Source organism: Chryseobacterium soldanellicola (genome assembly GCF_900100115.1).
GTDB lineage: Bacteria > Bacteroidota > Bacteroidia > Flavobacteriales > Weeksellaceae > Chryseobacterium > Chryseobacterium soldanellicola.
On the sequence record NZ_FNKL01000001.1, the window covers coordinates 905,543 to 932,338 of the forward strand.

Sequence of the window (26,796 nt, forward strand, 5' to 3'; positions counted from 1 at the left end):
TGTTTAAGTTTTATATTTTTTATAATTCATAAATATTCATTGATAAATGATTTCTATTTTTATCTACTTATTTAAAAATTTTTAAACTAAATTATAATTTTTAACATCTAATTTCCATAAAAATAAAGTCTGCCTGATTTTTATTTGATACAAGAACTTCTGCGCTTTGACAAACTTTATTTTACCTAAAAATTTATATTATGTTTAAATTACTTTTTATTTTTCCAATTTCATTTTTTGAGTTAAGAAAAAGGCTTGTCTATATTGTGTTTTTGGGTGTAAGATCTTCTGCTCTCGACAAACCTTTTCTTTCTCTTTGAAACAATTAATTTAGTGTAAATAGTCAATTCCATTTGCTCATCAATTTTAAAATTCACTTGTGGAACAAAATCATAATTGACCATTTACAATACATTTGAGATGGTTATGGGATTCAAACCCACTCAGCTTCCGCAACGGTTTTGCAGACCGCCCCGACTCTTCCACTTCGGCGAACCATCAATTTTATGAGTAATCAGTAATTTTTAAACTAACTTTAGTTTATAATCTCTAAATTTTATTGAAAAAAACAAAGTCTGTCTTAATTTTTGTTTGATATAAGAACTTCTGCGCTCGACAAACTTTTATTTTCTCTTTGAAACAATTAACCTTTAGTTAGTTGCGATTCTGGAAAGATTCGAACTTTCAACTTCCGGTTTAACAGACCGGTGCTCTACCATTGAGCTACAGAATCATTTTGAATTTGTGAATGGTCAATTGTCAATTAGCTTTGTTATCAATTTTTCAAATCACTTACGAAGTAAAATTGACAATTCACTTTTTCACTTTCTTCGTCTGGAAAGCAAGATTCGAACTTGCGACCTCCCGCGTCCAAGGCGGGTAAACAACCACCGTTATCTTTCCAGTTTTGCAGATTCACTTCAAAAATCTTTTCCGAGAGACAGTCGGGTCAGAAATTTTCCGTGAATCTTTTGCGGAGAGCAAAGGAATTGAACCTTCACTACTGTCATAGAACTCATTAGCAGTAAGCCGCAACAAACCAATATTTGCCTACTCTCCTTTTGTAATCCCAGAAAGAATCGAACTTTCAACCCCCGGTTTAAAAGACCGGTGCTCTGACCAATTGAGCTATGAGATTGTTTTTTGTGAATAATGAATTGCCAATTTGCTTCGCTTGTCAATTTTAAGTTCGCTGTTTATGTGGGTTTTTAAAAATTCACTTGCGAAGCAAAATTCACAATTGACTATTCACATTCCTGGGTTTCTTCGGGGATCGAACCCTGTTCTCCGGTGCCACAAACCGACGCTTTTACCAAATAAGCTAAAGAAACCATAAAAAAAGCGCCTCTTTTTGGGAGGCGCTCTATATTTTGACGTGTCAGTTGATTAGCTGACCGTAATATTTAAGCACCTTTTATTCACAAATTCACTATCAAGTATACATGCATACCCCTTCGGCTCTTGTCCGTGTAGTCCTGAAAACTGATTAGATATGTTATGTAATTGTTTCATTTTATTTTTGTTTTAAAAAGTTTTTTTGAAAGATTGAATAGTGTTGCTTTCAATTTTCGATTGCAAAGTAAATATGATTTTTCTTAACCTGCAAATTTATTTTTCATCCAAACACTTGAAAACCAATCGATTATATTTAATTTTTTAGAGTAAAGGATTTCTGTCCGTAATATTTTACAGATATCTTAATTACCTAAATGACTGTCTCTCATCGGGTTATTTATCACGCTTTATTTTCTTATTAATTGTTCATTGTTGATTAAATAATTTTCACTTTTATGGTTATTTTTTTTCATTCTAAATAATTTCTGTCCTAAAAACACAAAAAACGCCCCGATGGTCGAAGCGTTTTTGTGGTATTTTGATTAAATTTTTACGAGTTTATAGTAAATAATTTCCAAAGTCAGCACATTTCGCCTCATTCCATATCATGCATTCATATCCAAACGATCCCTTTACTATAGGTCGATCGCATAGATTCAAACTGATATGTGCTCTTTGTATTGTCATAATTTATTGTTGCAAAGATAAATGTTTTTCTTAATTAATATAAGATAATTGATCGTTGACGGTTCAAACGATGTCATAATTAATATTAATTTGTGAGCATTTCATAGATGCTTCGACTCCGCTCAGCATGACAACTCTAATACTAACCGTTTAATTTTACAGTAATTTTGTAACGATGTCATGCTGAGCGAAGTCGAAGCATCTATTAATAGAAATTTATTATTTAATACCTAAACATTTTATTCCGCCCCGTTTTATACCTCGAAATATCCTTTAAAATCACCTCATCCTGGGGATTGAAATGTTTCAATTCATTGACAATTTCCGAACGGGTTTCTATTTTTTCAGCGATAATTTCGTAGGCGATATTTCTTGTTGTCGCCTGTAATCTCTGATCTTTGCTAAACTCATGCTTCATCGCTTGCAAATAAGTGATCTTTTTATGAGAAGGCACTTTTTCATATAAATTCTGAATTTCACCTTCGAGCTTTTTAATATCAAAAATATTGGCGAAATAATTATTTAAACAATTAAATGCATCTTTATCTTCTTCCCAGCCTTTCAGTAAAATTTTCTGTGCTTCATCGGGAGTTTCCATTTTTTTGCGATAAATCAAAGACGCTTTTACCATCTGACTATTATTGACGTAATCATCGGCAACCATTTGATAATAAAGGTGGGCATTTTTTATATCGTTGATCTCTTTATATAAATCCCCGACTTTTTCTTTCTGCTCCATTTCTTTATACAGTTCAATCGCTTTTCTGTACTGTTTTGCTTTTTCAAAACAATTGGCTGCTTCCGATTTATTCTTTAATTTTTTAAGATAAATAACAGCTGCTTCGTTGTATAAGCCTCCTTCTTCAAGGGTTTTGGCTCCGCGATAATTATCCTGAAGAAGGTTCATATATACTTTTGCGGCTTTTCTGTAATCCTTTTCGTCGATGTACTTTTTAGCAAGCTCTTCATATTTATTAAGAAGTTTGTTGAATAAAGAATTTTCAATATAAAAACTTCCGCCACCTGTACCGCCACGGCCTCCTGACCATTGATTCTGATTTTCTTTATTACTTAAAGCCGTAATCACAAAGAAAATAACCACCGCTACAATGATGAAAATCACCAGTTTACCAATGACACTCCAAAATGTTTCATGGAAAAGCTCGGTCAGCATTGCGATGACTTTTAAGATCACCAGAATGAAAAATGCCGCCATAAATTTATCTATAAACTTCTGCCTATTCATCTTTATTCGATTTTAAAATGGTTTTATCATCACTGAACAGACGGTAAAGAAGCAATACGACGCAAATAATCAACAGCCAGACAAACCAATTGTATCCAAACATCTCAATCAGCGGATAAAAAAGGTAAGCCAACATACCGACAAGTACAATTACAAGGAATATTTTAACACCACCTGGAACATTATCTCCTCCAATATTCAGTGACTTTTTCCTGAAAAAGAATAAATAAAGACCCACGGAACCTGCCATAAAAACGATCAGCCAGATAATTTCAGACAGAGAAACATTCTTCTTCGAGTATGAATTCCGCGAAAAATCGCCTGTACTTATTTTTTTTTCTGAAATAACTGCAGGTTCGGCCGGTGTTTCAAGAGTTCCGTATATTTTTCCTAATGAATCCCGCATCAAAACTCGTTTTTTATTCCAGATACTCAGTACAATGGCTCCATCAACGGGCTGCCCGGGTTTAAGCTTACTGAGCGAATCAATTAATTTTTTACGGTAAATTTTCGATTTTTCTTCAATATGCTTTGAAATTTTACCATTATAAATCGTTTTAAGAGAATCTCTGGAATTATTTTCTTTAAATCTAAATTTCTGAATATCCTGTTCCACCTCATACATTGATTTACCTGTAGAAAGTTTCGAGTTGGCGGCCTCATATTCACGCATTAATTTTCCTCTTTCTTTACGGTAAAGAGAATCTATTTTCATGTCTATTTCTGTAATTCCGGACGCAAAAGCTAATGTTTCCGGCTGATTTTTTAAAATATCGTCAGAAACAACATTTCCCGAAGAAGATCGGGAATCTGCAGATTTAGATTCATTTTTATTTAAATTGAAACTCATTCTTGCAATTGAAAAAACAATCCAGAATGCAAATAAAACCCATCGGTAATCCCGTTTTCCGGAACCGCCAAAACCTCTGCCAGAATTTCCGCTGAAGATTCTTTCAAACCAATTTCCTCCAAATTTAAACTTCCCAAAGCCATCCCCTCTGGAAGTTCCCATTACATCCAACGGAACTCCAAGATCAACTGCCCTTTCGGGATATTTTTCTATATATGCTAAATATTTCTCAATTTCTTTCTTATTTCCTGCCATCACTTTTTTCATGTCAAAAGGCAGGTTTTTCATCCATTCTTCTTCAGTTTGTGGCTTTTGCAAAGCTTCCAGAATCTTTTCATTATCTATTTCTACGGTATAGCTTTCTATCTTTTGAGGAATTTTTACACCATTTAATGGCTTTTTAATGGATAAATTACTTTTTTCCGGATCTTGTAGTAAAGAAATCCAATCGATTTGTTCGGATAATTTCACCAAGCCAAATTCAGGATGCATTATAAGACATTCAGAATCAATACTTTGCCAATCTTCCGAATTTACTTTAGGATAAAAAACAGTATTTTCGGGAATAAACAATTTATCATCAACACATTGAAAATAAGAATTCTTGCCAATTTCGTTTGGTGCAGAATTTCCAAAAATCAAAAAGCAACCATACAGCACATTCGGTTGGTTGGATGGGATTGCGAATGATTTCACTAAACTTAAATCAATTCCCAATATTTCCATCTCATGAAGCCACGTCAAAGGTGAGGAACCTTTTATTAAAAGTCCTTTTTTGGGAAAATTATTTTTTGGAAAAGGTTTAATTCTCAACTGCATAATTCAAAATTTGATCAATAAACGCTTTTAAATATTCGGAATACATATCTTCCATTTTTTTCACCTTTAGCAAAGAATTTTCCGGCAGATAATATTCTGAGCCGCCAAATTCGGTATTCGTTGCCAGAGACAAATAACCGTAGTCCGTTGAAGGCATATAAAACGTGGGAATACTGTTGCTGCTGCTATTAAAAGTCAGCATTCCGCGGGAATCTGTAATAATTTCGCTTCCGTCTGAAAAAGTAACTTTATTTTTATTCTGTTCTGCTAAAAGCTTAAAGTTATATTTATTTTTTTCTAATCTTAATGAATTTACATATAATTTTGTCAATGCATTTCCTGAAATAACCAAATTATTTTCTGTATTAATTCCGATCTTATTAAAATTACTTAAAATCTTAATTCCGCTTCGATTCAGCTTAGCAATTTCTATATTAACTTTTGCCTGATTTTTATCAATATCCTGATTATCAACAAACTCAGATTCGACTGAAATATTTCCTTCAATATTTACTTTAAAAACAGAAGAATTTGTTTCCTGATGTAAATAGAAACTTTTATTGAAATAAATTAAGCGGTAAGAATCCGGAATATTTAATCCCGTTACATTCAGTTCAGAATATTCTTTCGTATTGATATTAAGCTTAGAAATCAGCTTTTTATCCTTTTGATACTGACAAAGAATATAATGTTGCTGCTTATTTCTCGCCAATGCAAACTCTCCTCTCGGTTTTACGGAAATATCTTCAAACAAAACTTCACAACCACGATGGATTTTGAAATATTCATAATTATGCTTATCGTAATAATTCCCTGATAAATAAGTTCTTAACAATTGTTTTTTATTGCTTAAAATAAAAAATTCTCCTTCAAATAAAAACGTTGCAATTTTGTGCGAAGGTGCCGGAAACAACAGCGGATAATTTAAAGGTAAATCGGTCTTTTTGCCGTTTGCCGAAACATTTCGACCACCTTTTTGTTTATTTTTTGGTGGATTTGCCCATAATTCCTGTAAAGGAAGCATGATTTTTTGGAGATGTTTTCTTGTTCCTTTATGATGCTTGTAAAAATTAAGTTCGCCATCGGAAGACGTTGTGACTAGGAATTTCAGTCGATCCCTGTTTTCATGAATGACTTTCTGCAAATTCTGATCCGTTAAATTTTCCTGATTTGTAATAAAGAAAACCTCAAGATCCTTTTCTGTATGTTCTTCCTGCAAAAATTTATTTAATGATGTAGAAACTTCAAGAACCGGACTCACCTGGTTTAAATTTTCAATTACTTCCTTTATTTTATTCAAAGAAATCGGAATACTTGTTTGTCCTAAAGCGAAAACTTCACACTCCGAATGCGCTTTCGGATGCTTGATCACCGCAATTGCTGATGCAAACGCCAAAACTTTCGGAGTTCCCCAGTTTTTAAGCGAAGTATCAATTAAAATGATTCTTTCAAAAATATTTTCTTCAGGCGGAATTTCTCTTTGAATAAAAAGCGCTTCATTATTTGCAACACGGTTCATAAAAACCTCATCTTCATTGGCAAATTCAGACAAAAGCATTCTGTGAAGCTCGCCTTTGTTGGTCATATCAGAAATTCCTCCGATCGGCTGCTCACCGGGAGAAAGATGTCGCATCGGGATTTTCAGGCCGCTCCAGATTCTTTTAATTAGACTTCCAACCTGGAACGTTTTCGGATCATCGATCAATTCCTGGATAAAATCTTTATCGGTTTCTACGGTTGTTTCTTCTTCAACGACTTCGTTTTCCAAAACGGGTTCATCAATAATTCCCCGCATTGCATTAATAAGAGATTCTGTCGTAGGAAATTTTTCATGAAGCAACGATAAATTACGAATATCTCTTGAAACAACAGAATCCGTCAACTCTTCTTTTATTGCAGATTCTTCTATTTTATAAGGTCTTTTTTCAAGTACTTTTAAAATCAATTCTGCATTATTTCCTGAAACAAGATTGTGAGAATTTTTAAAAATAGTTTGAAGAAGATTGATTTTATTTTGACCTTTTTTATAGGAAGTTCCTAAATGACATAAATTTTCTAAAAACTTAATAGCAAGCTCAATATCATTATTTTTTATGTCTCTGCCGAAAGGTTTTTCTGTTTGTCTTTTTAAATGATAGAAAACTCCATCCAAATTGACATAATTGTTTTGCGTGGCGTATAAAACCAACAGCAAAGAGCCTAAAGGCGGTAAACCCTGTGGCTGCAATTCTTTCAAAACCCCGATCAGATAAGGTCTGTACGTAATCGCCCCTACATTCGGAATTGAAATAAGGTTGTTTTCATTATATCCGGAATCGTCGCTGATATCTTCATCGGTTACCCATTCCCAGAAATAATTTTTATATGATTGGAAATATTCTTTTAATTCCATTCTTTTGCTTTTTCCGTGAGGCGAAATGAACTTACAGACAACTTTCGGAGATCATTTTTATCAATTGAAGTGTAGCTTCCGTCTTCGTTCCAAATAAGCCACTTATCCAACTCTTCATTGTACTTTTTTTGAAGCAAAATGCTTACATTTTTAAACTCAAAATCAAAACCTGTCGGCAAAAGATGCCCGTTTTTAGTCCAATATGTTTTTCCAGGAAAGCTCAATAAAGGCGTTCCCAAAAATAATGCTTTATCATTGATCACAATCCAGTCGATTTGTTCAAGCTTAAATTTTGGAAGTTCGATAATCTGAGCTTTAATTTCAGAAAATGAACTTAACAAAGCCGTTGCGGGCTGTTCGTCTTCGCTTGGTTTTAATTTAATCTCAACTTTTTCATCAATTCCAAAGAAATTCTGATTCGATGGCGGAAAAGTCAGTTTTAAAGCCTTGTCAATCGGTGACCAAAGCAATGCCGTTCTCATTTTTTTACTTGGAACCAATGCCCCTTTCCGGAACAACAGGCCGTCTCTCAATTCATATAATAAAAAATTGGGCAACTGTTGAATTTCCGCAGAAACAGCCTGTTCTTCGGTAAAATTTTTCAGCCAGATCACTTCACCATCCAATGAAATCTGCACATTTTTCCAGTCCCGGATCGCGCCCAGAAAATCTTCATCCATTCGGGGAAGCTCTGCCCAAAATTCTTTTATACGGTTTGAAGAATCTTCTGCCATAGACTTTCAATTTCTTGTTGAATATATTGTTTTTGCTCCGGATTTCTGATCCAGTCGCAACGGGTCTGGAGGTATCTCAATTTATCTTTGATCACATTTTGCTCCTCAAAGCTTAAAGTCCCGCTTTCCCATTTATCGATCAGGATTTTTACATCTTTCATCACTTCTTCCGGGTTCGGCGTTTTGTTTTGTAAGGCCTGCGGATGCGATTGCGGACTGTCATCTTTTTCGATCGTTCTGTTGATGATTCCTTCCAGAATTTCAATCTGTTCTTCTGTATCCCAAATGTGTTTTAGCACCCATAAATCGGAAAGAATTGCTTGATTTCGTCCACAAATTAAGGCACTTGCAGCGATAAGATTCTGCAGCTTCACGGCTCTACGGTCTGAAATTGCAATTCCGGTATTTCTAAGGCTGATAATCGTGTTTAAATAGACTTCATATATAGGTTTCAGATCAATGCTTCTGCATAAATTCTGAAGTTCCCGGATCTCGTTTGAAAAGATTTCAGGAGTTTCCGATTCAACATTATTTTCAAGCTTTCTTCCGGCTAAAAGCACCTGTTGAAGAAGCTCAGGATGTACATAATCTACATTAATCCTGATCAGAAAACGGTCGAACAAAGCGTTTAAAGCTTCATCTTCGGGCAGCACATTACTCGCGCCGACAAACATTAGCGCAGGAAGATTTTTCGTTTCTTTTCCTCTTTTGAAAATCTTTTCATTTAAAGCCATCAAAAGTGAATTCAGGATCGCAGAATTGGCATTAAAAATCTCATCCAGAAAAACCATAGACGCTTCCGGCATCATGCCTTCTGTGTTGGTCAACAGCTCGCCTTCCTTTAATTTTCTGATATCAAATGGTCCGAAAATCTCGTTCGGCTCGGTGAAACGGGTTAAGAGATATTCGAAATTTTTTCCGTCTTTTACGGTTTTTGCCAACGTTCTTACAATGGCAGATTTTGCCGTTCCCGGAGGACCGTATAAAAAGGCGTTTTCCCTTGCCAAAAGGCAGATTCCCAATAAATCGACCACATCATTTTTACCAACGAATGTGTCTTTTACATAATTAAGGACGGTGTTTAATTTATTGATATTTTGAGTCATTAATTTTTGTTTTTTATAATTTTTTACAATATAAAGAGCATTTTTTTAACGTAAAGAACGCAAAGCTTTTTTGAATATTGACTGTTTTTAAGATTCGCGAAGGCGTTTGACTACGTTGAATCTTCGATTTCACTTAACAAAGGATACAAAGACTTTTTTTGTCAAATTTTTTAACTGTTTACATTTTTTAATTCCCTCCAGAATATGTCTTTGTACATTCCGAATTCAGCCATCAGCAATTGATTGATGTATGGAATTTCAGCCAGCTTGTAGGCTTTCTTTTCCACGATTCTTTCAAGGTATAATTTTCTGTATGTTCTCTCTTTTAATTCTTCTTCCCAATCAATTTTCTCCAAATCAAGATCAAAACCAACACCCGAATAGTGAAACTGATGTAAAATATTTTCCAATAGCTTGATCAAAGGATCTTCCGGATCAGTAGCCTGTAACGTAACAATAATCTGCGGTAAAAATCTTAACGATAAATCTGCCGATAATACGGAAGAAATATCTCTCGTTCCTTTATATTGTGGGATTAATATACTTAAATCTTTCGCTGTATTTTCCCTGATCAATAGCAATTGTGCACTGTGATACACTACTTTTGCCGCCCAAACCGCGGTTTCTTTATTACAGCTGATCTGATCCGATAAAAATTCGAGCCGTTCTTTTTCAAATTCGGATTCAAAATAATCTGCGACATCCTGCTCTTCCTTTTTTGAAATTTCTTTTAAATCTGAAAAAATTGTGATGCATTCATCCTTCCGAAGCATAAAAAGGGTATCTAAAAATGGGGATTTGGTTTCCATCATGGAACAAAAATAGAAATATTATTTGTGAATTATGAATTTTGCATCGCAAGTTAATTGTTAATTAACCTCAGTTTTGAATTAAACCCTATTAGGTTCTGAAAACCTGTTAGGTTTGACTTACGCAACCTTTTTTGCCTTCCTCTTAGTTTACAAAATAGGACCCGGATACTCTCAGTATGACAAAGTGTATGTATTATTGTTGTGAATCTTCAAGGTTTTACTGCTAGTAATTAGCCCTGATTGAAGCGACATCCTTTTTTGTTGCGGCCGGAGCGAAGCGGAGGCCGTAACAAAAAAGATACAGCGGAAAGCAGGAAATTGCTCCTTAAAATAAATAAAAATAACAATTCGATGAAGTCAAAAAGCTTCAAATAAAAAATAAAACAGCTTGTCGATCTAATCAAACAGCCCATGAAAAGTAAAGAATATCCTGGAGACAGATTGCTGCTTGGTACCGGCAATAATTCCCCATTCGCTTTTTACATATTTGTTATCTTTGCTCATTCAAAATAAAATTATGAGTATTCACATCAGTGCAAAAAAAGGAGAAATTGCTAAAGTAGTATTGCAGCCGGGGGATCCGCTTCGTGCACAGTATATTGCAGAAAATTATTTGGAAAACGCAAAACTGGTAAGCAAGACGAGAGGTATTTTTTATTACACGGGGATTTACAAAGGAAAAGAGATCACTGTAGGCGCCAGCGGGATGGGTTTTCCGAGCATCGGGATCTATTCTTTTGAGCTGTTTACGGAATATGAGGTGGAGACGATCATAAGAATCGGAACCTGTGGCGCTTATACAACAGACCTGAAGCTTTTTGATATCTTAAATGTTGAAAACGCAGCGAGCGAAAGTACCTATGCAAAATACGCCTGGGAAATTCAAAATGAAGTGCTGACTCCGCAGGGGAATATTTTTAATGTCATCAACGATACGGCTGAGGAACTATCATTGAAGACAAAATCAGCCAACGTGCACAGTAGTGATATTTTCTACAGGAAAGATCAGAATATTCCTGCTATAGCCGCACAATACAAGTGTCTTGCCGTGGAAATGGAGGCGTTCGGATTGTTTGCGAATGCTCAGTATTTGGGTAAAAATGCGGCGACTATTCTTACGGTTTCCGATATTATCCCGACGCATGAGAATATTTCGTCTGACGAGAGGGAAAAAGCATTACAACCGATGATCGAACTTGCCTTGGAGTCTGCCTGGAAGAGTCTGTAGGCACAGAAAATACAATTGGATCAATTGATACGAAGGAGCTTTACGGTAATCTGTAAAGCTCTTTTAATTCTGAAAAGTTTCCGGAAAGCCGATCAACTGACCCCCAGTAATATTCCAACGGATTCCGTTGACAAGACGGTGCTGGTACCCGTAACAAACATATTTGCATCACCGGTCACAGAGGTCATTTTCATCATCCCCACAGTTTGAGAATTATTCAGACCAATGCTGCTTGATTTATTCATACCAACAGTAGTCGTCATATTTTGTCCAACATTGATATTCATATTTTTTCCGGCAGTAAAGCTGATGTCGTTTGGCGCATTCACATTAATATTCCCAGCGCCATCCATCAAATAGGTATTACCGCTCGGATCCTCTATAAAAACAGAACCCTCAGCATCATTCAAAATAATCTTCGTTCCCGATCTTGTATGAATCACTTTTTTATCATTTCCGGAAGTATGATACGAACTTGTCTCGCTGCCATTATAATGCGTTCCCATCACAAAAGGTTTTTCGGCATTGCCGCTTTCAAAACCTACCAAAACTTCCTCTCCGATTTCGGGGATAAAATGAAAACCTTTTCCAAATAGAAAAGGTTTGGCTTATTACTTATAACCCTCTTTATAATCTCCCGACCACTGATAAATACGAATACTATCAGTTTCTAAAGGCTTTCCGTTCAGTAAAATCTCAACGGAATTATTATCTTCCCCAATCTTCACCTGCATATCTATTTTAGTTCCAGCTTTTTTAAAAGCTTCATTGGTTTTTTCCCAATTGAAAAAAGCCCGGGCATTTTTCTGCTCCTGCTTTTCTTTCCCTGTTTCCCAGGTGAAAACCATTTCTTTGGGTACAGCTCTTTCTTTATAAGGCATATTTAAAACCCAAGGACGTAATGCCCCTTCTTTTTCGCCGTTGTAAGTATAATTAAGAATTTCAAACAATCTGAACTTAGGATTTGCAGAACTTACCACAGGACGCCAATTGTAACGAATTCTGTAATCATCCCATTCTTTAGGGCTGGCATAGGGATTAAAATCTCTTGCGCTTACTTCTTTACGATTCATTGACCATGAGGCAAATAGCTTTTCTTCTAATTTTTTATCGTCTTTTACAACTTCTGCCTGATATCTTCCTAACTCTATCCTTGTATTCCCGAAATTTAACCACACCACCACCATACCTTTAGGAGCAAAGCCAAATACCAATGTCGTAAAACTGTCATAAGAATTAACTTCATTAGCTGCCTTGTGACCCCTGCCTAGTCTTTTAAATTCTTTGGTCTCCCCATCCAAATCGTCCCAAATAGAATATGCCCGTTCCATATAATCTTTGACAGTATCTATTGGAAAACTGACATTTAAACGGTAAAATTTATCCTCATAAGATGCATAATATGTAATATCAGCACCGATAGGGGTTCCATACTGTTCTGTCCAAGTAGCTCCAGAAGCCCCCCATCTTCCTGAACTTCCTCCATAGGGCAGCCCCGCATGAAACCCTTCTAATGTTTTAATTTCATCATATACCGGATCTATATCATATTCATTGCCGGGTGAACAAATTTCCACCTGAAATGCTAATTTTTTATCTTTCATTTTTTGACATTCTATAAATTGAACACATAAAATAAAACATATAATATATTTTAGTGTGCTGGTTGTTTTATGATATATATTACCCATTTTGTATATTTCTTTTGCGTCCTTTCCCATTGGTTACTTTACCTATTTTAGGACCTAACCCTAATTTGGTAACACTGGCAGACCAATGTAAATATTTGTTCCTTAGAATTTTTAAATCATTCGGATTTATAATAAAGTCTTCATAATTTATTTTCTTTAGCTTTTCCAAGTAGTCTCCAGAATTACCGCTTTCATTATATTCTGAAACATATGAATTTCTCAAGTCACCGCATGCCGTCATATACTGTAACAGCTGCTGATATATTCTACTCAGGAATATTTCGTTTATTGCATGCTCTTTTTCAATTTTTTCCTTTTTGTATGTTACACCAAATTCGCCTGAATAATGTAACATTGCAATGAGAGAAACTTTATCATACGTGTTGTATAAATTTCTTTCACCTCTCAAAAGATATATAGCATCTACACCCCCTCTATGAGGAGAAAGCCGCTGGATATATATTTGTTCGGGATTGTACCAGCCTTCTTCTATTAATATCTTACGGTATTTTTCACATTGTGCTGTACTTCCCTCTTCCTGATATAAATCTACTATTTCTTTACTGCCATTCACATAACAGCCTCCGATATCGGAATGTACTCCGGGTAAGGTAAATTCTAATCCTTTTACTCCGGTACTTTTAATATTTGTTAAATCAAAATTATCCCGAAACTCATTATCTGCAGCAATCTGTAAAGTAAAAAACGCCTTGTTTACAGCATTTAAACCCAGATCTTCAGTATCGTCTCCTAAAATATTAACTCCAAACACAGTGCCCCTATGATTGAGTCCGTATGATGCTACCGTATCATATAATCCCACGAAATTAATTGTCATTTTTTTGGGAGTAATTCTACTTAAGCGTAAACAAGCTCCAAAATATCCATATTTTAATACAAGCTCATCATTCTGTTTCACTTTAATGCGTTGCCCTTCTGCTTCATCCGGGGGGAGCGCCATTCCTTCCTCATTATTTATTTTTAATACTCTGGCATTATTAGTGGCAACATGCACAAAATGCCTTGCAGCCGTTGCTCCACGACTAAAACCAAATACATTAACTTTAAGATGAATATCTTTTCCGGCATAATTTTTCAAAGCTTCCGCACCTTTTACACAACCTTTCGTGACTTTCGCTTTCACACCCGTTGCGCCCATTCCCAAAGCAACACCAGGAAAAACGGTATCGCCTTCTGAATCTGTAGTTCCAATTCCTTCAATATAAACTTTTAATTGATTTTCGGCATTGGGATCTAAAGCATCATAAGCTCTTGCTACGTTAGAATAATCATTGGTATAGCTATCATCCTCTTGATTAGATTTTTCGTAGCCCTTACCTAATTCCGTGTTGGTTTTATTATTCTGAGTTCCATCAAAAAACAGGTTTAAATTGACTTCCAGTAAATTACTCGGAGTATCATTAGGATTTATCTTTTTAGCATCATTATATTTTACACCATCCTGATTTCCATATTGCTCTACAGAGATTGTCGTGTTATGAACAATATTTTCTTTCGAAAAAGCAAGATAATCACCTTTTACCTGAGTTTTTATTTTACCTTCTACAAAATATTCAATACTCATAATTAATAGTTTTTAGATTTTTCACCGCTGTTATTCTGTACTTCTTTTTCGGCATGATGCTCTATTTTGCTTTCGCTGCTTATTTCCATACCTTTTACAGCTATTGTTTTATGCTCCTTGTCTGTAAAAGTTTCCATATCACCCTTTACATGATGGGTAAGCTTACCAATAACATGGGTTGTAAAATCTGAACCAACAGTCAGCATATTCATCATTCCAATACTGCCGTTTTTATTCATGCCAACAGTTTCGGTTGAATTCATTCCTACATTGGTATTCATATTCTTTCCTGCTGTAATATTGATATCTTCTCCTGCCGTAAACGTCATATTTTTCGGCGCATTCACATTAATATTCCCAGCGCCATCCATCAAATAGGTATTACCGCTCGGATCCTCTATAAAAACAGAACCCTCAGCATCATTCAAAATAATCTTCGTTCCCGAACGTGTATGGATCACTTTTTTATCATTTCCACTCGTATGATACGAACTTGTCTCACTTCCATTATAATGCGTTCCCATCACAAAAGGTTTTTCGGCATTGCCGCTTTCAAAACCTACCAAAACTTCTTCACCGATTTCGGGGATAAAATGAAAACCTTTTCCACTTCCCGAATGTGGCTGTATTAGCCTTAACCAAGGTGTCTGAAGGCCTTTTTTCTCCTGCCACGGAAACTGTACTTTTACTCTTCCCATTCCCATCGGGTCGTTGTTATCAACCACTTTTGCGGGCTGTTCTTCACCGAAAGGCAAAGCTTCGTCATTCTGATAAGGAGCCGTAAAGAGGTCCGGAATGGCTACAAACTCATTATAATAGGTATTTCCGTCATGATAATGTTTGATTTCCATGATGCGGTAGGTTTCCATTGCCTTGTTGTTGATATCTATGAGCTTGGCTCTTCCGCCAATTTTCAGTTCGGGATCCTTGCTTTTTCCACGAACTAAAATCAGGTTTTCGCGTTTTTCCCTGCCTTTTATGACCGCTTCTTTTAGTTCGCTATTTGAGCTTGAAGATATTCCGGTGGAATTAAAAAGCATTTCCGGCTTCTTTTTATAAATATCTTTTGAAGCATTGACAGCAAATGCCTGAAAGGGGTTTTCCTTATATTGTACCTGCGCAGCCGAGGAGTCTTTTTCTATTTTAGAACCACTCTCGGCATCATAAGAAATGTAGCTGAATTCCTGAGGCCCTATTGTTAATTCAAGCTCAATATTCATTAAATCTATATTCTCCTCCAAAGTCACGATTGGCTGTACTTTACTGCCAAATATCAGATTTTGGCCATTATAGTAGAAATATTCGCCATATCTTGCCGCCAGTCTTTTAATGAACTGATAATCTGATTCTTTATACTGCACGGTATAGGGAATTTCATACTTTGTATTGGGATTATCTACTATAATCTTGCAGTCTTCAGGATATTCAGAAGTTATTTCTTTGATGATTTGCGGTAATGTTTTGGTTTCAAAACTCTGACAGTCCTGTCCGTTTTCCAGAAGGATGCTTGTAGAATATCCGCTGATAAAAAGTTTTCCGTAGCCGTTTTTTTTCTTATTCCTGATATTGGCAACAATACCTTTAAACATCTGTTTTATTTCTCCGAAACGATGTAAATTAATTGTCAGTCTTTTTCCAAGAATATTTTTGGAATTTTCCATAATATACCCCTCAAAACTATCCAATGAATCATCAGGAACAATGATGGTAAAAGAATCGTGCTCATTTGTATTCTGATGCAGCTCAACAGAATAGCTTGATTTTTCAAGAAAATCCTTCCCGTCAATCGAAAGTGTGCAATATACCAACGGGTTTGCCTTATCGGAGAGAAAGTCTTTAAAAGTTTTTGTGGAAAAATATTTTTTAAGATCGTCGGGATGGTTTAATCTACCCCCGAAATCAGATGTATATTTATCATTATTTTCTTCCATACATTAATATTTGTGTTTTAATTATACGTATTGCCTGGTGAAAAATATTTTACTGTAAATGATTATTCTCTCCAGCTTTTTTCGTGAATAGCTCCGTTGAGGTCAAACTTTTTTGCAATAAGCTGAAGCTCGATCTGCAGCGGCTCGCTATTTTTAGATTCAAAATGCTCGGTAAATTTGATACAATAGGCTTTTTCAAAATTCAGCTCCTGAAGCTTGCTCATTGCGTCTCTTCTGTAATAAATTATTTTGCCGTTTTTGGTCTGATGGTGATCCAGCATCCAGCCCAGCAGCTCAGGATTTCCGGTGCTTTCTATTCTGAGTAAAATCTCTCCGCCCTGCGGCATTCCCTGGGGTTTTCCGGTTCCGTCTGTTTGCTGTAAAAAGCTGTATTTACATTCCAGAATATTGTAGGTTTTTCCGTCTAATTCTAATTTCGCTAAAAATGACATGTGTTTTTTAGTTTATGAGTTAAAAATGATAAGTGACCATTGCCGGATTCTTCGAAAAGCTCGGCATTAATTAATAACTAATGATATCCATCTTAAAAATGTTTTCAGTAATTAAATATGATCAGCTTTATGAAAAAAAAGAACGGGCAACAAGATTACTCATTACCCATTTATTAATCATCTATGAAATATTATACCCATTCGTTTTCATAGGCTCCTGAGCCTAATTCAATCTTTCTTGAAGAAATCGTAAAAGTTTCAGTAAGCGGGTTATCTCCTGTAGAATCAAAGTTTTCTCTGTGTTTTACAAGATAACCTTCTGTGAATTTTAATTCTTTTAATGTGGCATCGCTGTCACGTTTTACAAAGACTACACTTCCGTCTTTTCTTTCAAAAGAATTCGTCATCCATTCAAAAAGATCCGTAGAGCCTGTCCCTTCGATGACAACCTCAATTTTTCCGCCTCTTGTTACGGTAGATGGCCTTCCCGTTGCATCAGTTTCCTGAAATAATCCGTAGCTTACATTTAAAATATTGTATTCTTTTCCTGCTACTTTTAATTTTGCTTTAAATGACATAATATGTGTTTTTTATATTAATTTATAATTGTTTTTGTAATAATATTTTTTAGAAGCCGGTAGTTTTTCTTCATTAATATATTTCCCTGATATTTATGAATTGACTGAAGATATAAAGCATTCCGTCCTCAAGCTTTAATTATTTTTTTGTTATAAAAGAACGGGCAATAAATTATTCATTACCCATTCAATACTAATCAACTATGAGATGTTATACCCATTCATTGACGTGTTTACCAGTCCCTAGCTGTATTTCCTTAGCCGAAAGAGTAAATGTTTCGGTTAAAGGATTTACTCCTGTAGAGTCAAAATTTTCACGATACTGATTAATATAAGCTTCTTTGAATTTAAGTTCTTTTAAAGTAGCGTTTCCATCACGTTTATAGAAAACGACGCTTCCGTCTTTCCGTTCAAATGAGTTGGTCATCCATTCAAAAAGATCAGTTTCACCGGTTCCTTCAACCGTGATTTCTATTTTTCCGCCTCTGGTAACGGAAGACGGCCTTCCTGTGGGATCAGTTTCCTGTAACAGGTCGTAATTAATGGACAATACGTTGCGGTCTTTCTCGGCAACATTAAGTTTGGTTTTAAATGACATAATAAATATATTTTGTTTAATAAATAATACCAAGAATGGAAATATATTTACGCTCAAAATTATGAGCTATTTTCCATTTTACAAGCTTTGGGGTTATTATTTAAAATTTAATCTAATATTCGCTAGAATTAACATAATAATCAATAAATTATTAATTACTTTTGCTCATATTCAGTATTCCATTCGTTTCCTTCATCACCTTTATGGCCATCCATTTTAATAAGAAAATTTTTCGCAGGAAAATATGGTTTCATATGAATATCTAAATGAATTCTGTCTTTTTGTAAAGGATCTTGCTCAAATTTCTTTATTTCAAAGTTTTCAATTAATTTTCCCGGGCCTGTAATATCATCAAGAAAACGAACAATCTGTCCCATAATTTCTTTTCTGGTAACGGCTGTAAAGTTTTCAAAGGCTCTCCTGTTCAGGAAATCCATCAAAACCTTGGTCACATAATCAAAAACCCTTACCACGGAATAAGTCTGAAGCCCTAAATTATCTCCACTGAACAATGTTTTTCCGGAGAAGGCCATTACTTTTCCGTATTCATTTACCATAGGAATTAATCCAAGGTTTTCAAGATTGGCAATTTCACTTTTCTTTAAATCAAATTTTACTCCGTCGATCTCGTTAATTCCGCCAAACTTTTTACCTGCAGTAACCTGCGACATTAATGTCTGATAAATTTTGCCCGCCAAAGCTCCCGAAGGCGGTATAAAAAGATCTTCATTTTCGTTAATTTCCTCAAATCTTCCTCTGCCAACCAGCCAGTTGCATGTCATCAGAACATTTGCCCTGTAAATATCCCCACCCGTAAGATATGCCTGGTCAAACATTTCCATTACATCATCCGGCTCATCCAGATGCTCAAAATCCGTTACCAGCATTACCTTATTTTCATGCGCGATCTTGGCCCATTTTTCAACAACTTTATTTGAACCCAGATATCCAGGGATGACCAGAATTCCGTAATTATTCTTAAGATCCAATCTGTCATAATTATCGGCAAGCTCGGCATGAATAGAATCGATGAACCTTGTATTATCAAGATCTTTCAATTGCTCAAGATTGGCATTGACTATGGTAACATTTTTTACTTTTTCGGCATCTGTATTTTTGTAAAACATGGCGACCGTTCTGTAATTGGCTTCAAGATCTCTCGTTACTTCGACAGCTTTGGAGAGATTTTTTGTTAATAATTCTTCCGCATGCTTTCTCTGATCTTCGCAATCTGCCACCATATCAGTTAAAGAATCACTTTTATTAATTACTTCAACCCAAAGCTGTAATGTTTTTCTGAGTGTTTCTCTTTCCTTTTCCTTACTTTTTTCGGTTAAGAAAATTTTTCGCCTTGCCTTTCTGTCCGGGTTAATATTCTGCACTCCTTCAATGGAAGTTTCCAGAAGATCGAAACCTCCGTATTTTACTAATTTTTCTAAACTTTTTTCTACGGAAATTTTTTCAGAATATATTTTCTGATCTTCTAAAGCTGCTGTTTCCGTATTTTGCATTTGTGGTTTATTCGACATAATTTCTTTTTTTGTGATTTTTATTTATTATTCTCTAATTCGTTTATCAGAGATTCCAACGTGTTGTACAAAGCTTTTTTGGCATCGGGATCTTCAAGAGCAGCCTTTAAAATTTTGTTTGATTTTAACTGTTTAATTATTTTCTGATACTGATCCTTTTCAGTCTCTAAATCCGAAAGAAAATTACTTTGCCCCGTAATTCCTTTTGTTCCGAAATCACCAAGATTTCTGAATCTCAGATTTTCCATTTTCACGGCTCCGTTGCTGTCTTCAAAATCTACCCTGAACTCCGGCTTAAAATGCTCAAATACTTTATCAATAGTGTTGAGACCTTCTACTAGCTCGGGTTTTACAGGATCTTCCGCTGTAAGCTTGTGAGCAATTAATGTTCTGTTTTGAGGAATCTCAGCGATTGCCTCATTTGCGTCGCGTGGAACTTCATTTCCACCAATACCTTTGTTTGATAACATAATGTATGTGTTTTAAAAAATTGTTTATGATTTATTTTTCGAAAATTCTATAAGGATAAATATTTGCAGATTTTTTTTTGAGATTTAATAAAAAGCTTTCACATAGATAATCCCATTCCGATTCTGTTAAATTCTGTATTGTCTCATTATTTTTGATGAGATAAACATCTATTGTACGGCTAAAACCGCCTTTGAGTGAAACTTCTTTTTTGGTTCCTTTTTTCACTTCAATATCTTTGATTATACTTTTAAAATGGCTCATCCCAAAAGCTCTGATATCCGCTACGGTTACTAATCTGCCTCTTGTAAGAAGTGAATTTCTGTACTCCAGGATTTTATCTTGTGAAGAAAGGCTTTTTCGTCCTCCTACAGACGCTTTTATGATGACGGCAGATTTCGAATTCCCTGATTCTTCTGCAGAAAGTACAGTGCCCGGTTTTATATCATTTCCCTCATCGGCGAGGGTAAGCCAATAAGAAATGCTGCAGGTAACTTCTTTTTCCTGGGCATTTGACGTGATCACTAAATATGGATTATTTGCCTGGGCAAAACTTTTTTCTTTCGCCAACTGATGAAGCGCGGCAATATTCTGACTGATCTGCCGTAAAGTTTCCTTTGCAGAATCGCCGCCAATGCCTGCAAATGCTGCCGTTTCGTCTTTTATTAGTTCAAGCATATATTGTAAAAGCTCTGAAGCGCTTCTTTGATCAAACCTGGAAATCCCGCCTTTTCTTAAGACAACGGAAATATCCTGACCTTCAGCATTGTAATTTTTAAGGTCATATCTTTTTCCCATTTCATCTGAAACAAAATCAATATCCAGAAAATTATTCTCGGAAATAATCGGGATAATATTTAATCTTCCGGTTACCCGGTGAAATGATTTTGAATTACTGATATTTACAGCAGGAACACAATTCAGCGAAATATGTATATTCTCTAAAATATCATCTGTAATTGCTTCAGAAAATTTAAATTTAAGCCAAACAACCGTATCGTCTTCCGAAAGCTGATTATCAGTGAAATATTTGGTAAAAAGCTCTTTATTTTCCTGTTTTTTATGACTTAAATTACCGTTTAGTGTGAAAAAATTCGGGTAATAATATTGATTAACGTCGGTATAAATCTGTTCCAGGTCAGAATAATTTTTAGTGATAATATTTTCAAGATTTAAATCCTGATTATCTACGTTATATCCTTCTGATAAAGGAATTTCATGATCTTCAAAATACACTTTTGCCTGCTTTAAATAATAGAAAAAAATCTCCTTCTGATAGTTGTTATTGATATCAATATACAACATGAGCCGAGTAAGATCTTCTTTATTCGTGCACTTCAATCCCAACCATAATTCGCCGGATGGAATATATCGTTGGCTTTTTGCAATGGTTTTGCTGAAAAAGAAGCTCTCAATATGGTTCAGAACATTGCCATACGCAATATATTCTGCTTTGGCAGTGGTTAAATTTGCTTCTAAAGTCGGCGTAAAATATACATCTTTATGAAGATTTTCGGCAGGATTGTAAACATTATGAATTCTTTTTGAAGTCTTGAAATGATTGTATAATGAAACTTGAGCATTGTTTTCCAGAGGGGTAATCTGAAGGAGTGTTCTTGCCGGAATAACTCCGGAAACCTCTTCCGGGAACATAACTTCCAGAACGCGCTCAATAATTCTTGATCTTGAGCTTTCCAGCTCAAAACCCAATTTTTCCAATTCGGAGGCCACGGCCGACAGCAATAAGCTGACAATCGGGTCAAATGAAGTTTCTGCTTCGAGCTCATTGTATCCCCAAAGCCTGGCGGCGCGGCGGAGAATTCGGTCTTTAATTCTTTCCTGATTCATTTGTGTATTTTTTGTGTTTTAATTTTTATCCAAAGAAGTCCCAAAAAGCTTTCTTTTTAATCGGCTCCGGCTCATCTTCTGCCAGAAAGCTATTTTTTCTTTTTGGTCTATTCGCGAATTCCTGTTTTTGCTCTTCTGTAGGAATGTAACCCACTCTCCCATTAACTTTTATAAAATCCCAGCCGTTTATTTTATTTACATATTCTATTTCTCCTTTGGGCTGTATCTCTTTTGAAAAACTTGTAAAATCTGCGCGGTCGTAGATTCGTAAAACAGAAACAGAATTATTATTAGATTTGATTCTGCTTTTATGGATGTATCCTATTTTTCCTTCTTTAGTTTTTACATTGCACCAGTCTCCTGTATTGTCTAAAACCTCTACTTGTTCTCCCGATTGAACTTTTTGTAAAATTTCGGAAGTTGTATTTTTATCTTTTCGGAGGTTAGTATAACCGTCCGGATCACTAATTATCTCTTTATTACTATCTAATTTTATATAAAAATCTGCTAATATTGATAGTACTTTCGCTTCATAAAGTTCTTTTTCAGATTTACTTAGTTTTTCCAAAAAATCATTTCCAAACAATGATGATATATCCGTAAAAAATTCTTTTTTAGTTTCAAAATTAGTATAGAATGAGGGACCTAATTGAATTTCAATTTTTGAAAGTAGATCTATTTTTTTTACTAAAGATTTTAAGGTCAACAACTTAATGCTTTCTGGCTTTAAAAGTAACATATTATTTTTACCTTTCCTTATATATCCTAAATTCATTTCTAAAAATTCTTCATTTATAAGATAAGTTGGAAACATTTTCATAATGTAATCTAATAATGAAGAATCTTTGTATTTTGCACTTTGCTGAATATATAAATAAGGATTTTGAAGAAATGTTTCTATAAGAGTACTCTCATACAATTCAATTCCATTGTAAGAAATGATTTCTTCTTTTGATATTTCTGACAAAATGTAAAAAGCATTACTATCAGACAATTGAAAAATTCTTGTAAGTAATAGCTTACAAATTAATGTTGATTTAAAATTATCGTCTTCGGTTTTAACATCCTTGAGATATTCCATAAAATGAAATCTAAAATTTCTGTCAAGCAAATCTTTTATTTTTATATCTTCCAGATAAGTTTGATTATACTTATACTTCTTTAGATCAAAATCATTTTTATCAAACAAAAAATCACTTTCGAATTTAATCCCGTCTATCAATTTTGTATTATCATCTAGTTTTGTTATTTCGTTCATCGTTTTATTATTTTTTTTATCTTGACAACCAAGTATAAATAATGAAGCAAATAATAATATTGTTGCTAAACTTATTTTTGTCCTCATAGAATTATTTTTTAATTATTACCTTCCCAGGCTTTACATTTGGATTATTTTTATTAAAGTCTACCCACCATTCATAAAATCTTTTAGCATCTTCATCATATATTCTTATGCAGCCCTCAGTCCTTTTTAATGTTTTGAGTGAATATCCATCTTGCCTACCACCATGAATTCGTATTGCAGATCTTTTACTAATATCAGCTTCATCTCCACTACCATTAATAGGTTCAAAAACTAATCGTGGATTTGGTCCATAAGATTTTTTATTTTTATTTGTTGAACTATAGAAAGGTGTGTTTTTATTAATCTGATAAGTTCCATAAGGCACATCTGCACCCGTTTTGCCTCTATCTTCACCTTTTATACCTTCTAAAAGACAATCATTTATAGTTAAAACTATTTTTTGAGTATTATCATATACTTCTATTTTTCCTCTTCTACAATTATTTCTTATTGCTGTTCTTTCTATATGATTACATTTTTGTCCTGTATAGTGCTCTGTAATTATTACATTCCAAAACCCTTTTTCAGTTTCTATATTTGTGACTATTTTTTGTTTAGTACAACTAAAAACATTTGCTTTATTCTTTTTCCCCTTGTCAATATATATTTGAATACCTTTTTTGATTTCTCCTTTGGTTACCATTTTATCATCATTCCCATATTTAGGATTAGTATCAAATCCAGAATTTACTGAATAAGCATTTTTTCTTGCTTTATAATTCTTATCATCTTTATTTAATCCATTTCCATCTTTGCTAAATACAACATGGTCATCCGGTTTTCCCATTGATGCAGGGAATAATATTTTTAAATACAAGTCTACAAATTCATAATTTCTATCTTTTATTGGTGAAAAATATTTTTTAACATAATCTAATTGTCTCACTGCATCCATTTTAGCCAATTCCGCTGTTGTAGTTCCTAAATCCGTAGCCGTATCATTCATAAATTGAATTAAACCTGTTGCAGAAGATTTAGGATTTTTCACAGAAGGACTAAAGCTTTCACCAGTCTCCCATGCCATACATGCCATTAAATTATTTGCCATTTTCATATAATTATTAGGCCACAGATCTTTACAAATAGTAATCACTTTCTTTCTAAATTCACAACTCACCTTATTTCCCCAAATCAAATCATATTCTTTACAAACACAATTCTTATTATCCTTTTCATTATCATTTTTTTTAATCTTAACCGGGCTATTTGTAACACTCCTATTCTGTGTAGGCTCCTTATCCTTCGTGGCTGTTGCCTTTTCACTTTCTGAAAAATCAAAAAGTTCCTTCATCTTATCGATAAATCCTTTTTCCTCTTTCTTACTTTTAGGCTTTTGTTCCGCGGGAGAACCTTTCGCTTTCGGCTGATGACTAACTGAATTCTTTTGAGCAGTCGTATGTTTTGGTTCCTGAGATTTTCCGTAAAGAGGATGAGTTATGGTTACATTTTCAGATTCGTGCTTTTTATTTTTAAAGTATTCTACTGTTACATAAAATTCCAATTGTCCGTCATGCTCACCTCTCATTGCTTTTTTCATTAAACCTTCCGTGAGGGTAAATTCTGCCGTTGCAATTCCGTTGCTCATTTTCACTTTTGCGGTTTTTGAAGCCACCAAAAGATTTTTTGGATCGTGTCCTTTTCCCTTCGCATCATCTTCCCAAAGCGTAAAAAGTAGTTCTTCATTGGCAAGATTCACACAATGAGCTTTGGCAACTACCTTTTCCAGAAAACTAAACGTATTTCCTTTTGCATCATCCGCGTAATGAAGCTCTACTTTACTGATCCCAGGAACTTTATTTTGCTGAGGATTAATAATCAAAGACATCGGTTCCTTACCTTCCGGTGTATGCAGATAGGCCTCCAGCCTGTACGTGTATCTCCATGATTTTTCACCAAACGTAAAACTGTTCACCCCCACTTTTTTAATTCCCGTAGACGTAAATTTTCCGTTATCCCTTTTCCGGAACAGTTCCCAGGTAACTGCTGCAGGATTTCTTTCCAATATGGGTGTATCCGGATACCATTCTGCAATCGCATACAACGTTTCCACGCCTACTTTGGGCGATGTATTTCCGGCTATTCTATAGACTCCTTTTTTCAACATATTCTATAATTAATAAGCATCGATATCCTTTTCTTCCAGATCATCCAAAACCTCATCAACATTCATTAAAGGACTCATTAAATGAATTTTTAAAGAACTAACATTTTTAAGATTCTGCTTTCCGAGCTCTATGGTTTGTCCATGTTTTATAATGGTAATGCAGTCTTTACTTCCCATAGGGCAGGTTGCCTTACTGTCTTCGAGCAAAACTTTTCCGCCATTATCCTCGAGAATAATTTTCTCATAGTAACCGCTCCATTCTGTAACCGTGACCTGACAAGGGTTATTATTCATCTTGGAACAGTTTCCGAAAGTATTATTCTGAAAAGTCTTTCCGATATCTTTATGTGTAGCCGTCAATTTATAACTGCCGTCTTTATCGTTGATATACCGCTTACGCTGTGTTTTTACTTTGAGCTGATCCGGAACAGTCCCAAATTGGCAGGAACAGGTTGCTCCCTGACAGACTAAATATTTTTCACCCATTTTATGTGATTTGTGTTATGACAATATTTAAATTTTCAAACCAGTCTTTTAATTTTATCTCTGCAGACTGGAGAATATGTGTTTTTATATCTATATGATAATCAGCTTCGGCGACAATTTCTTCCGTGTGATCCGGTCTTGTTATTTCCTGCGAAATTGTATATGTCTGATCTTCTTTTTCACCTTTTACAACCCTGTTCATAAGATCAAAATTATAATTCAGCAAATTAATTTTCTTCTGATTTATTCCATCTGCATACCCTCCCAAATACGAATTCAAAAGCAGTTTCCAAAGCAGATTTTCATTCAGCATTTTTTTTAACTTCTCAATATCAGATAAGCTCGATTCTATTTTATCTAAAAATATTTTTCCGATATTTCCTTCAAAAAATTCATACAGATCTTCTTTTTTGCTTTTCCAGTTTGCTTTTAAATCATGAGAATTGTTAATTTTTTCAATGATCCCTAGCTTATTAATTATCAATTCTATCGGAAATAAATTTTCATTAATATCATCCGCCATTTTTTCCACAGAGCTATCGGGCTCTTCATTATTTCCTCTTTTCTGATTGATTTTCAGATGAAACTTTTCTTCATTTTCCATTACATGTTCAATTTCAAGAAGAAATGAACTGCTGTCATTTTTATCATTAACAGTGATCAGATATTGATGTCTACCCTTATAAAAAGGAAAATCAAAATACCTTTTGAGAAGTCTGTTTTGCTGCTTTTCAAACTGTTCATTAATTCTGCTTTTCCGTGTGTCCAACACTTTCAGAATATCTTTTTGCTGAGGAATAAAAAGCTCTTCTCCGGCAGCGACGGTCCACCCGATACAGTTTTTCACATTCGGCACATTGTTATTATGAAAATCGCGCAACATTTCAACCTCAGGAATATTATACATTCCTGCAATAAGCTCCAGGGTTTCTCCTTTTTCAACGATATGTGTTTTTATATAAAAATCCATAA

At 34.7% G+C, this 26,796-nt stretch carries 20 protein-coding genes, 5 tRNA genes and 1 pseudogene; 1 reads left to right on the forward strand and 25 read right to left on the reverse strand.

Annotated features, from left to right (window positions below; genetic code table 11):
• Nucleotides 1-418: 418 nt before the first annotated feature.
• The 11 genes from BLT04_RS18840 to BLT04_RS04005 all read right to left on the reverse strand — a co-directional run bounded on the left by BLT04_RS18840 (nucleotide 419) and on the right by BLT04_RS04005 (nucleotide 9,981).
• Nucleotides 419-500: transfer RNA gene (locus BLT04_RS18840), tRNA-Cys, on the reverse strand.
• A 161-nt stretch (nucleotides 501-661) separates the two neighbouring features.
• Nucleotides 662-733 (reverse strand) — tRNA-Asn (locus tag BLT04_RS03960).
• A gap of 100 nt (nucleotides 734-833) precedes the next feature.
• A tRNA-Pro gene (locus BLT04_RS18845) sits at nucleotides 834-905 on the reverse strand.
• Nucleotides 906-1,064: 159 nt separating this feature from the next.
• Nucleotides 1,065-1,138 (reverse strand) — tRNA-Lys (locus BLT04_RS03965).
• 121 nt (nucleotides 1,139-1,259) lie between these two features.
• Nucleotides 1,260-1,331: transfer RNA gene (locus BLT04_RS03970), tRNA-His, on the reverse strand.
• 914 nt (nucleotides 1,332-2,245) lie between these two features.
• Nucleotides 2,246-3,268: a soluble NSF attachment family protein gene (locus BLT04_RS03980; RefSeq protein WP_089753872.1), complete on the reverse strand. Its 1,023-nt coding sequence runs from the start codon at nucleotides 3,266-3,268 to the stop codon at nucleotides 2,246-2,248.
• Nucleotides 3,261-4,937, reverse strand: a complete 1,677-nt coding sequence (locus BLT04_RS03985; RefSeq protein ID WP_089753874.1) for a hypothetical protein — start codon at nucleotides 4,935-4,937, stop codon at nucleotides 3,261-3,263. The genes BLT04_RS03980 and BLT04_RS03985 overlap by 8 nt, the downstream gene beginning before the upstream one ends.
• A complete protein-coding gene (locus tag BLT04_RS03990) occupies nucleotides 4,921-7,329 on the reverse strand; it encodes a hypothetical protein (protein WP_089753876.1) in 2,409 nt (802 codons plus the stop codon). The genes BLT04_RS03985 and BLT04_RS03990 overlap by 17 nt, the downstream gene beginning before the upstream one ends.
• Complete coding sequence (locus BLT04_RS03995) at nucleotides 7,320-8,063, reverse strand: hypothetical protein (protein WP_089753878.1); 744 nt, start codon at nucleotides 8,061-8,063, stop codon at nucleotides 7,320-7,322. Before BLT04_RS03995 ends, BLT04_RS03990 begins: the two co-directional genes overlap by 10 nt.
• A complete protein-coding gene (locus BLT04_RS04000; protein ID WP_089753880.1) occupies nucleotides 8,036-9,169 on the reverse strand; it encodes an AAA family ATPase in 1,134 nt (377 codons plus the stop codon). The genes BLT04_RS03995 and BLT04_RS04000 overlap by 28 nt, the downstream gene beginning before the upstream one ends.
• Before the next feature lie 170 nt (nucleotides 9,170-9,339).
• Nucleotides 9,340-9,981, reverse strand: coding sequence for a hypothetical protein (locus tag BLT04_RS04005; protein ID WP_228421899.1), 642 nt, complete (start codon nucleotides 9,979-9,981; stop codon nucleotides 9,340-9,342).
• Between the two features lie 517 nt (nucleotides 9,982-10,498).
• Here BLT04_RS04005 and deoD point away from each other — a divergent pair.
• Entirely contained in the window at nucleotides 10,499-11,209 is a 711-nt protein-coding gene (deoD, locus tag BLT04_RS04010) for a purine-nucleoside phosphorylase (protein WP_089753883.1), read from the forward strand.
• Between the two features lie 92 nt (nucleotides 11,210-11,301).
• Here deoD and BLT04_RS19165 read toward each other — a convergent pair.
• The 14 genes and pseudogenes from BLT04_RS19165 to BLT04_RS04080 all read right to left on the reverse strand — a co-directional run.
• Nucleotides 11,302-11,787 (reverse strand): annotated as a pseudogene (locus BLT04_RS19165) (phage baseplate assembly protein V); the annotation flags it as partial.
• 33 nt (nucleotides 11,788-11,820) lie between these two features.
• On the reverse strand, nucleotides 11,821-12,813 hold the full coding sequence (locus tag BLT04_RS04020; protein WP_228421900.1) for a DUF2931 family protein: 993 nt from the start codon (nucleotides 12,811-12,813) through the stop codon (nucleotides 11,821-11,823).
• Nucleotides 12,814-12,892: 79 nt separating this feature from the next.
• Nucleotides 12,893-14,485 carry a phospholipase effector Tle1 domain-containing protein gene (locus tag BLT04_RS04025; protein ID WP_089753885.1) on the reverse strand — a complete coding sequence of 531 codons (1,593 nt, stop codon included), beginning with the start codon at nucleotides 14,483-14,485 and terminating at the stop codon, nucleotides 12,893-12,895.
• A 2-nt stretch (nucleotides 14,486-14,487) separates the two neighbouring features.
• The gene (locus tag BLT04_RS04030) at nucleotides 14,488-16,416 is read right to left on the reverse strand and encodes a type VI secretion system Vgr family protein (protein WP_089753887.1); all 1,929 of its coding nucleotides are present in this window, start codon (nucleotides 16,414-16,416) and stop codon (nucleotides 14,488-14,490) included.
• 62 nt (nucleotides 16,417-16,478) lie between these two features.
• Nucleotides 16,479-16,868, reverse strand: coding sequence for a type VI secretion system tube protein TssD (gene tssD / locus BLT04_RS04035; protein ID WP_089753889.1), 390 nt, complete (start codon nucleotides 16,866-16,868; stop codon nucleotides 16,479-16,481).
• A gap of 191 nt (nucleotides 16,869-17,059) precedes the next feature.
• Entirely contained in the window at nucleotides 17,060-17,446 is a 387-nt protein-coding gene (gene tssD, locus BLT04_RS04040) for a type VI secretion system tube protein TssD (RefSeq protein ID WP_089753891.1), read from the reverse strand.
• Nucleotides 17,447-17,657: 211 nt separating this feature from the next.
• On the reverse strand, nucleotides 17,658-18,044 hold the full coding sequence (gene tssD, locus BLT04_RS04045; RefSeq protein WP_089753893.1) for a type VI secretion system tube protein TssD: 387 nt from the start codon (nucleotides 18,042-18,044) through the stop codon (nucleotides 17,658-17,660).
• Nucleotides 18,045-18,199: 155 nt separating this feature from the next.
• Nucleotides 18,200-19,573: a DUF5458 family protein gene (locus BLT04_RS04050; RefSeq protein WP_170828422.1), complete on the reverse strand. Its 1,374-nt coding sequence runs from the start codon at nucleotides 19,571-19,573 to the stop codon at nucleotides 18,200-18,202.
• A 20-nt stretch (nucleotides 19,574-19,593) separates the two neighbouring features.
• Nucleotides 19,594-20,043 (reverse strand): hypothetical protein, encoded by a 450-nt coding sequence (locus BLT04_RS04055; protein WP_089753897.1) that lies wholly within the window; start codon nucleotides 20,041-20,043, stop codon nucleotides 19,594-19,596.
• Between the two features lie 31 nt (nucleotides 20,044-20,074).
• Nucleotides 20,075-21,889 carry a type VI secretion system baseplate subunit TssF gene (locus tag BLT04_RS04060; protein WP_089753899.1) on the reverse strand — a complete coding sequence of 605 codons (1,815 nt, stop codon included), beginning with the start codon at nucleotides 21,887-21,889 and terminating at the stop codon, nucleotides 20,075-20,077.
• 25 nt (nucleotides 21,890-21,914) lie between these two features.
• The gene (locus BLT04_RS04065) at nucleotides 21,915-23,234 is read right to left on the reverse strand and encodes an SH3 domain-containing protein (RefSeq protein ID WP_089753901.1); all 1,320 of its coding nucleotides are present in this window, start codon (nucleotides 23,232-23,234) and stop codon (nucleotides 21,915-21,917) included.
• A gap of 4 nt (nucleotides 23,235-23,238) precedes the next feature.
• Nucleotides 23,239-25,338, reverse strand: coding sequence for a L,D-transpeptidase (locus tag BLT04_RS04070; protein WP_089753903.1), 2,100 nt, complete (start codon nucleotides 25,336-25,338; stop codon nucleotides 23,239-23,241).
• 9 nt (nucleotides 25,339-25,347) lie between these two features.
• Nucleotides 25,348-25,824: a DUF4280 domain-containing protein gene (locus BLT04_RS04075; protein ID WP_089753905.1), complete on the reverse strand. Its 477-nt coding sequence runs from the start codon at nucleotides 25,822-25,824 to the stop codon at nucleotides 25,348-25,350.
• A 1-nt stretch (nucleotide 25,825) separates the two neighbouring features.
• Nucleotides 25,826-26,794 carry a LysM peptidoglycan-binding domain-containing protein gene (locus tag BLT04_RS04080; protein ID WP_089753907.1) on the reverse strand — a complete coding sequence of 323 codons (969 nt, stop codon included), beginning with the start codon at nucleotides 26,792-26,794 and terminating at the stop codon, nucleotides 25,826-25,828.
• Nucleotides 26,795-26,796: the final 2 nt, after the last annotated feature.

What these genes read in the sequence shown, in the direction of transcription:
- deoD (WP_089753883.1), top strand. Translation starts at nt 10,499, where the DNA reads ATGAGTATTCACATCAGTGCAAAAAAAGGAGAAATTGCTAAAGTAGTA.
- BLT04_RS04000 (WP_089753880.1), bottom strand. Translation starts at nt 9,169, where the DNA reads ATGACTCAAAATATCAATAAATTAAACACCGTCCTTAATTATGTAAAA.
- BLT04_RS04050 (WP_170828422.1), bottom strand. Translation starts at nt 19,573, where the DNA reads ATGTCGAATAAACCACAAATGCAAAATACGGAAACAGCAGCTTTAGAA.
- BLT04_RS04005 (WP_228421899.1), bottom strand. Translation starts at nt 9,981, where the DNA reads ATGATGGAAACCAAATCCCCATTTTTAGATACCCTTTTTATGCTTCGG.
- BLT04_RS04055 (WP_089753897.1), bottom strand. Translation starts at nt 20,043, where the DNA reads ATGTTATCAAACAAAGGTATTGGTGGAAATGAAGTTCCACGCGACGCA.
- BLT04_RS04070 (WP_089753903.1), bottom strand. Translation starts at nt 25,338, where the DNA reads ATGTTGAAAAAAGGAGTCTATAGAATAGCCGGAAATACATCGCCCAAA.
- BLT04_RS04080 (WP_089753907.1), bottom strand. Translation starts at nt 26,794, where the DNA reads ATGGATTTTTATATAAAAACACATATCGTTGAAAAAGGAGAAACCCTG.
- BLT04_RS04060 (WP_089753899.1), bottom strand. Translation starts at nt 21,889, where the DNA reads ATGAATCAGGAAAGAATTAAAGACCGAATTCTCCGCCGCGCCGCCAGG.
- BLT04_RS03990 (WP_089753876.1), bottom strand. Translation starts at nt 7,329, where the DNA reads ATGGAATTAAAAGAATATTTCCAATCATATAAAAATTATTTCTGGGAA.
- BLT04_RS03985 (WP_089753874.1), bottom strand. Translation starts at nt 4,937, where the DNA reads ATGCAGTTGAGAATTAAACCTTTTCCAAAAAATAATTTTCCCAAAAAA.
- BLT04_RS04075 (WP_089753905.1), bottom strand. Translation starts at nt 25,824, where the DNA reads ATGGGTGAAAAATATTTAGTCTGTCAGGGAGCAACCTGTTCCTGCCAA.
- BLT04_RS04020 (WP_228421900.1), bottom strand. Translation starts at nt 12,813, where the DNA reads ATGAAAGATAAAAAATTAGCATTTCAGGTGGAAATTTGTTCACCCGGC.
- tssD (WP_089753889.1), bottom strand. Translation starts at nt 16,868, where the DNA reads ATGTCATTTTTAGCGAAATTAGAATTAGACGGAAAAACCTACAATATT.
- BLT04_RS04065 (WP_089753901.1), bottom strand. Translation starts at nt 23,234, where the DNA reads ATGAGGACAAAAATAAGTTTAGCAACAATATTATTATTTGCTTCATTA.
- BLT04_RS04030 (WP_089753887.1), bottom strand. Translation starts at nt 16,416, where the DNA reads ATGGAAGAAAATAATGATAAATATACATCTGATTTCGGGGGTAGATTA.
- tssD (WP_089753893.1), bottom strand. Translation starts at nt 18,044, where the DNA reads ATGTCATTTAAAACCAAACTTAATGTTGCCGAGAAAGACCGCAACGTA.
- BLT04_RS03980 (WP_089753872.1), bottom strand. Translation starts at nt 3,268, where the DNA reads ATGAATAGGCAGAAGTTTATAGATAAATTTATGGCGGCATTTTTCATT.
- BLT04_RS04025 (WP_089753885.1), bottom strand. Translation starts at nt 14,485, where the DNA reads ATGAGTATTGAATATTTTGTAGAAGGTAAAATAAAAACTCAGGTAAAA.
- BLT04_RS03995 (WP_089753878.1), bottom strand. Translation starts at nt 8,063, where the DNA reads ATGGCAGAAGATTCTTCAAACCGTATAAAAGAATTTTGGGCAGAGCTT.
- tssD (WP_089753891.1), bottom strand. Translation starts at nt 17,446, where the DNA reads ATGTCATTTAAAGCAAAATTAAAAGTAGCAGGAAAAGAATACAATATT.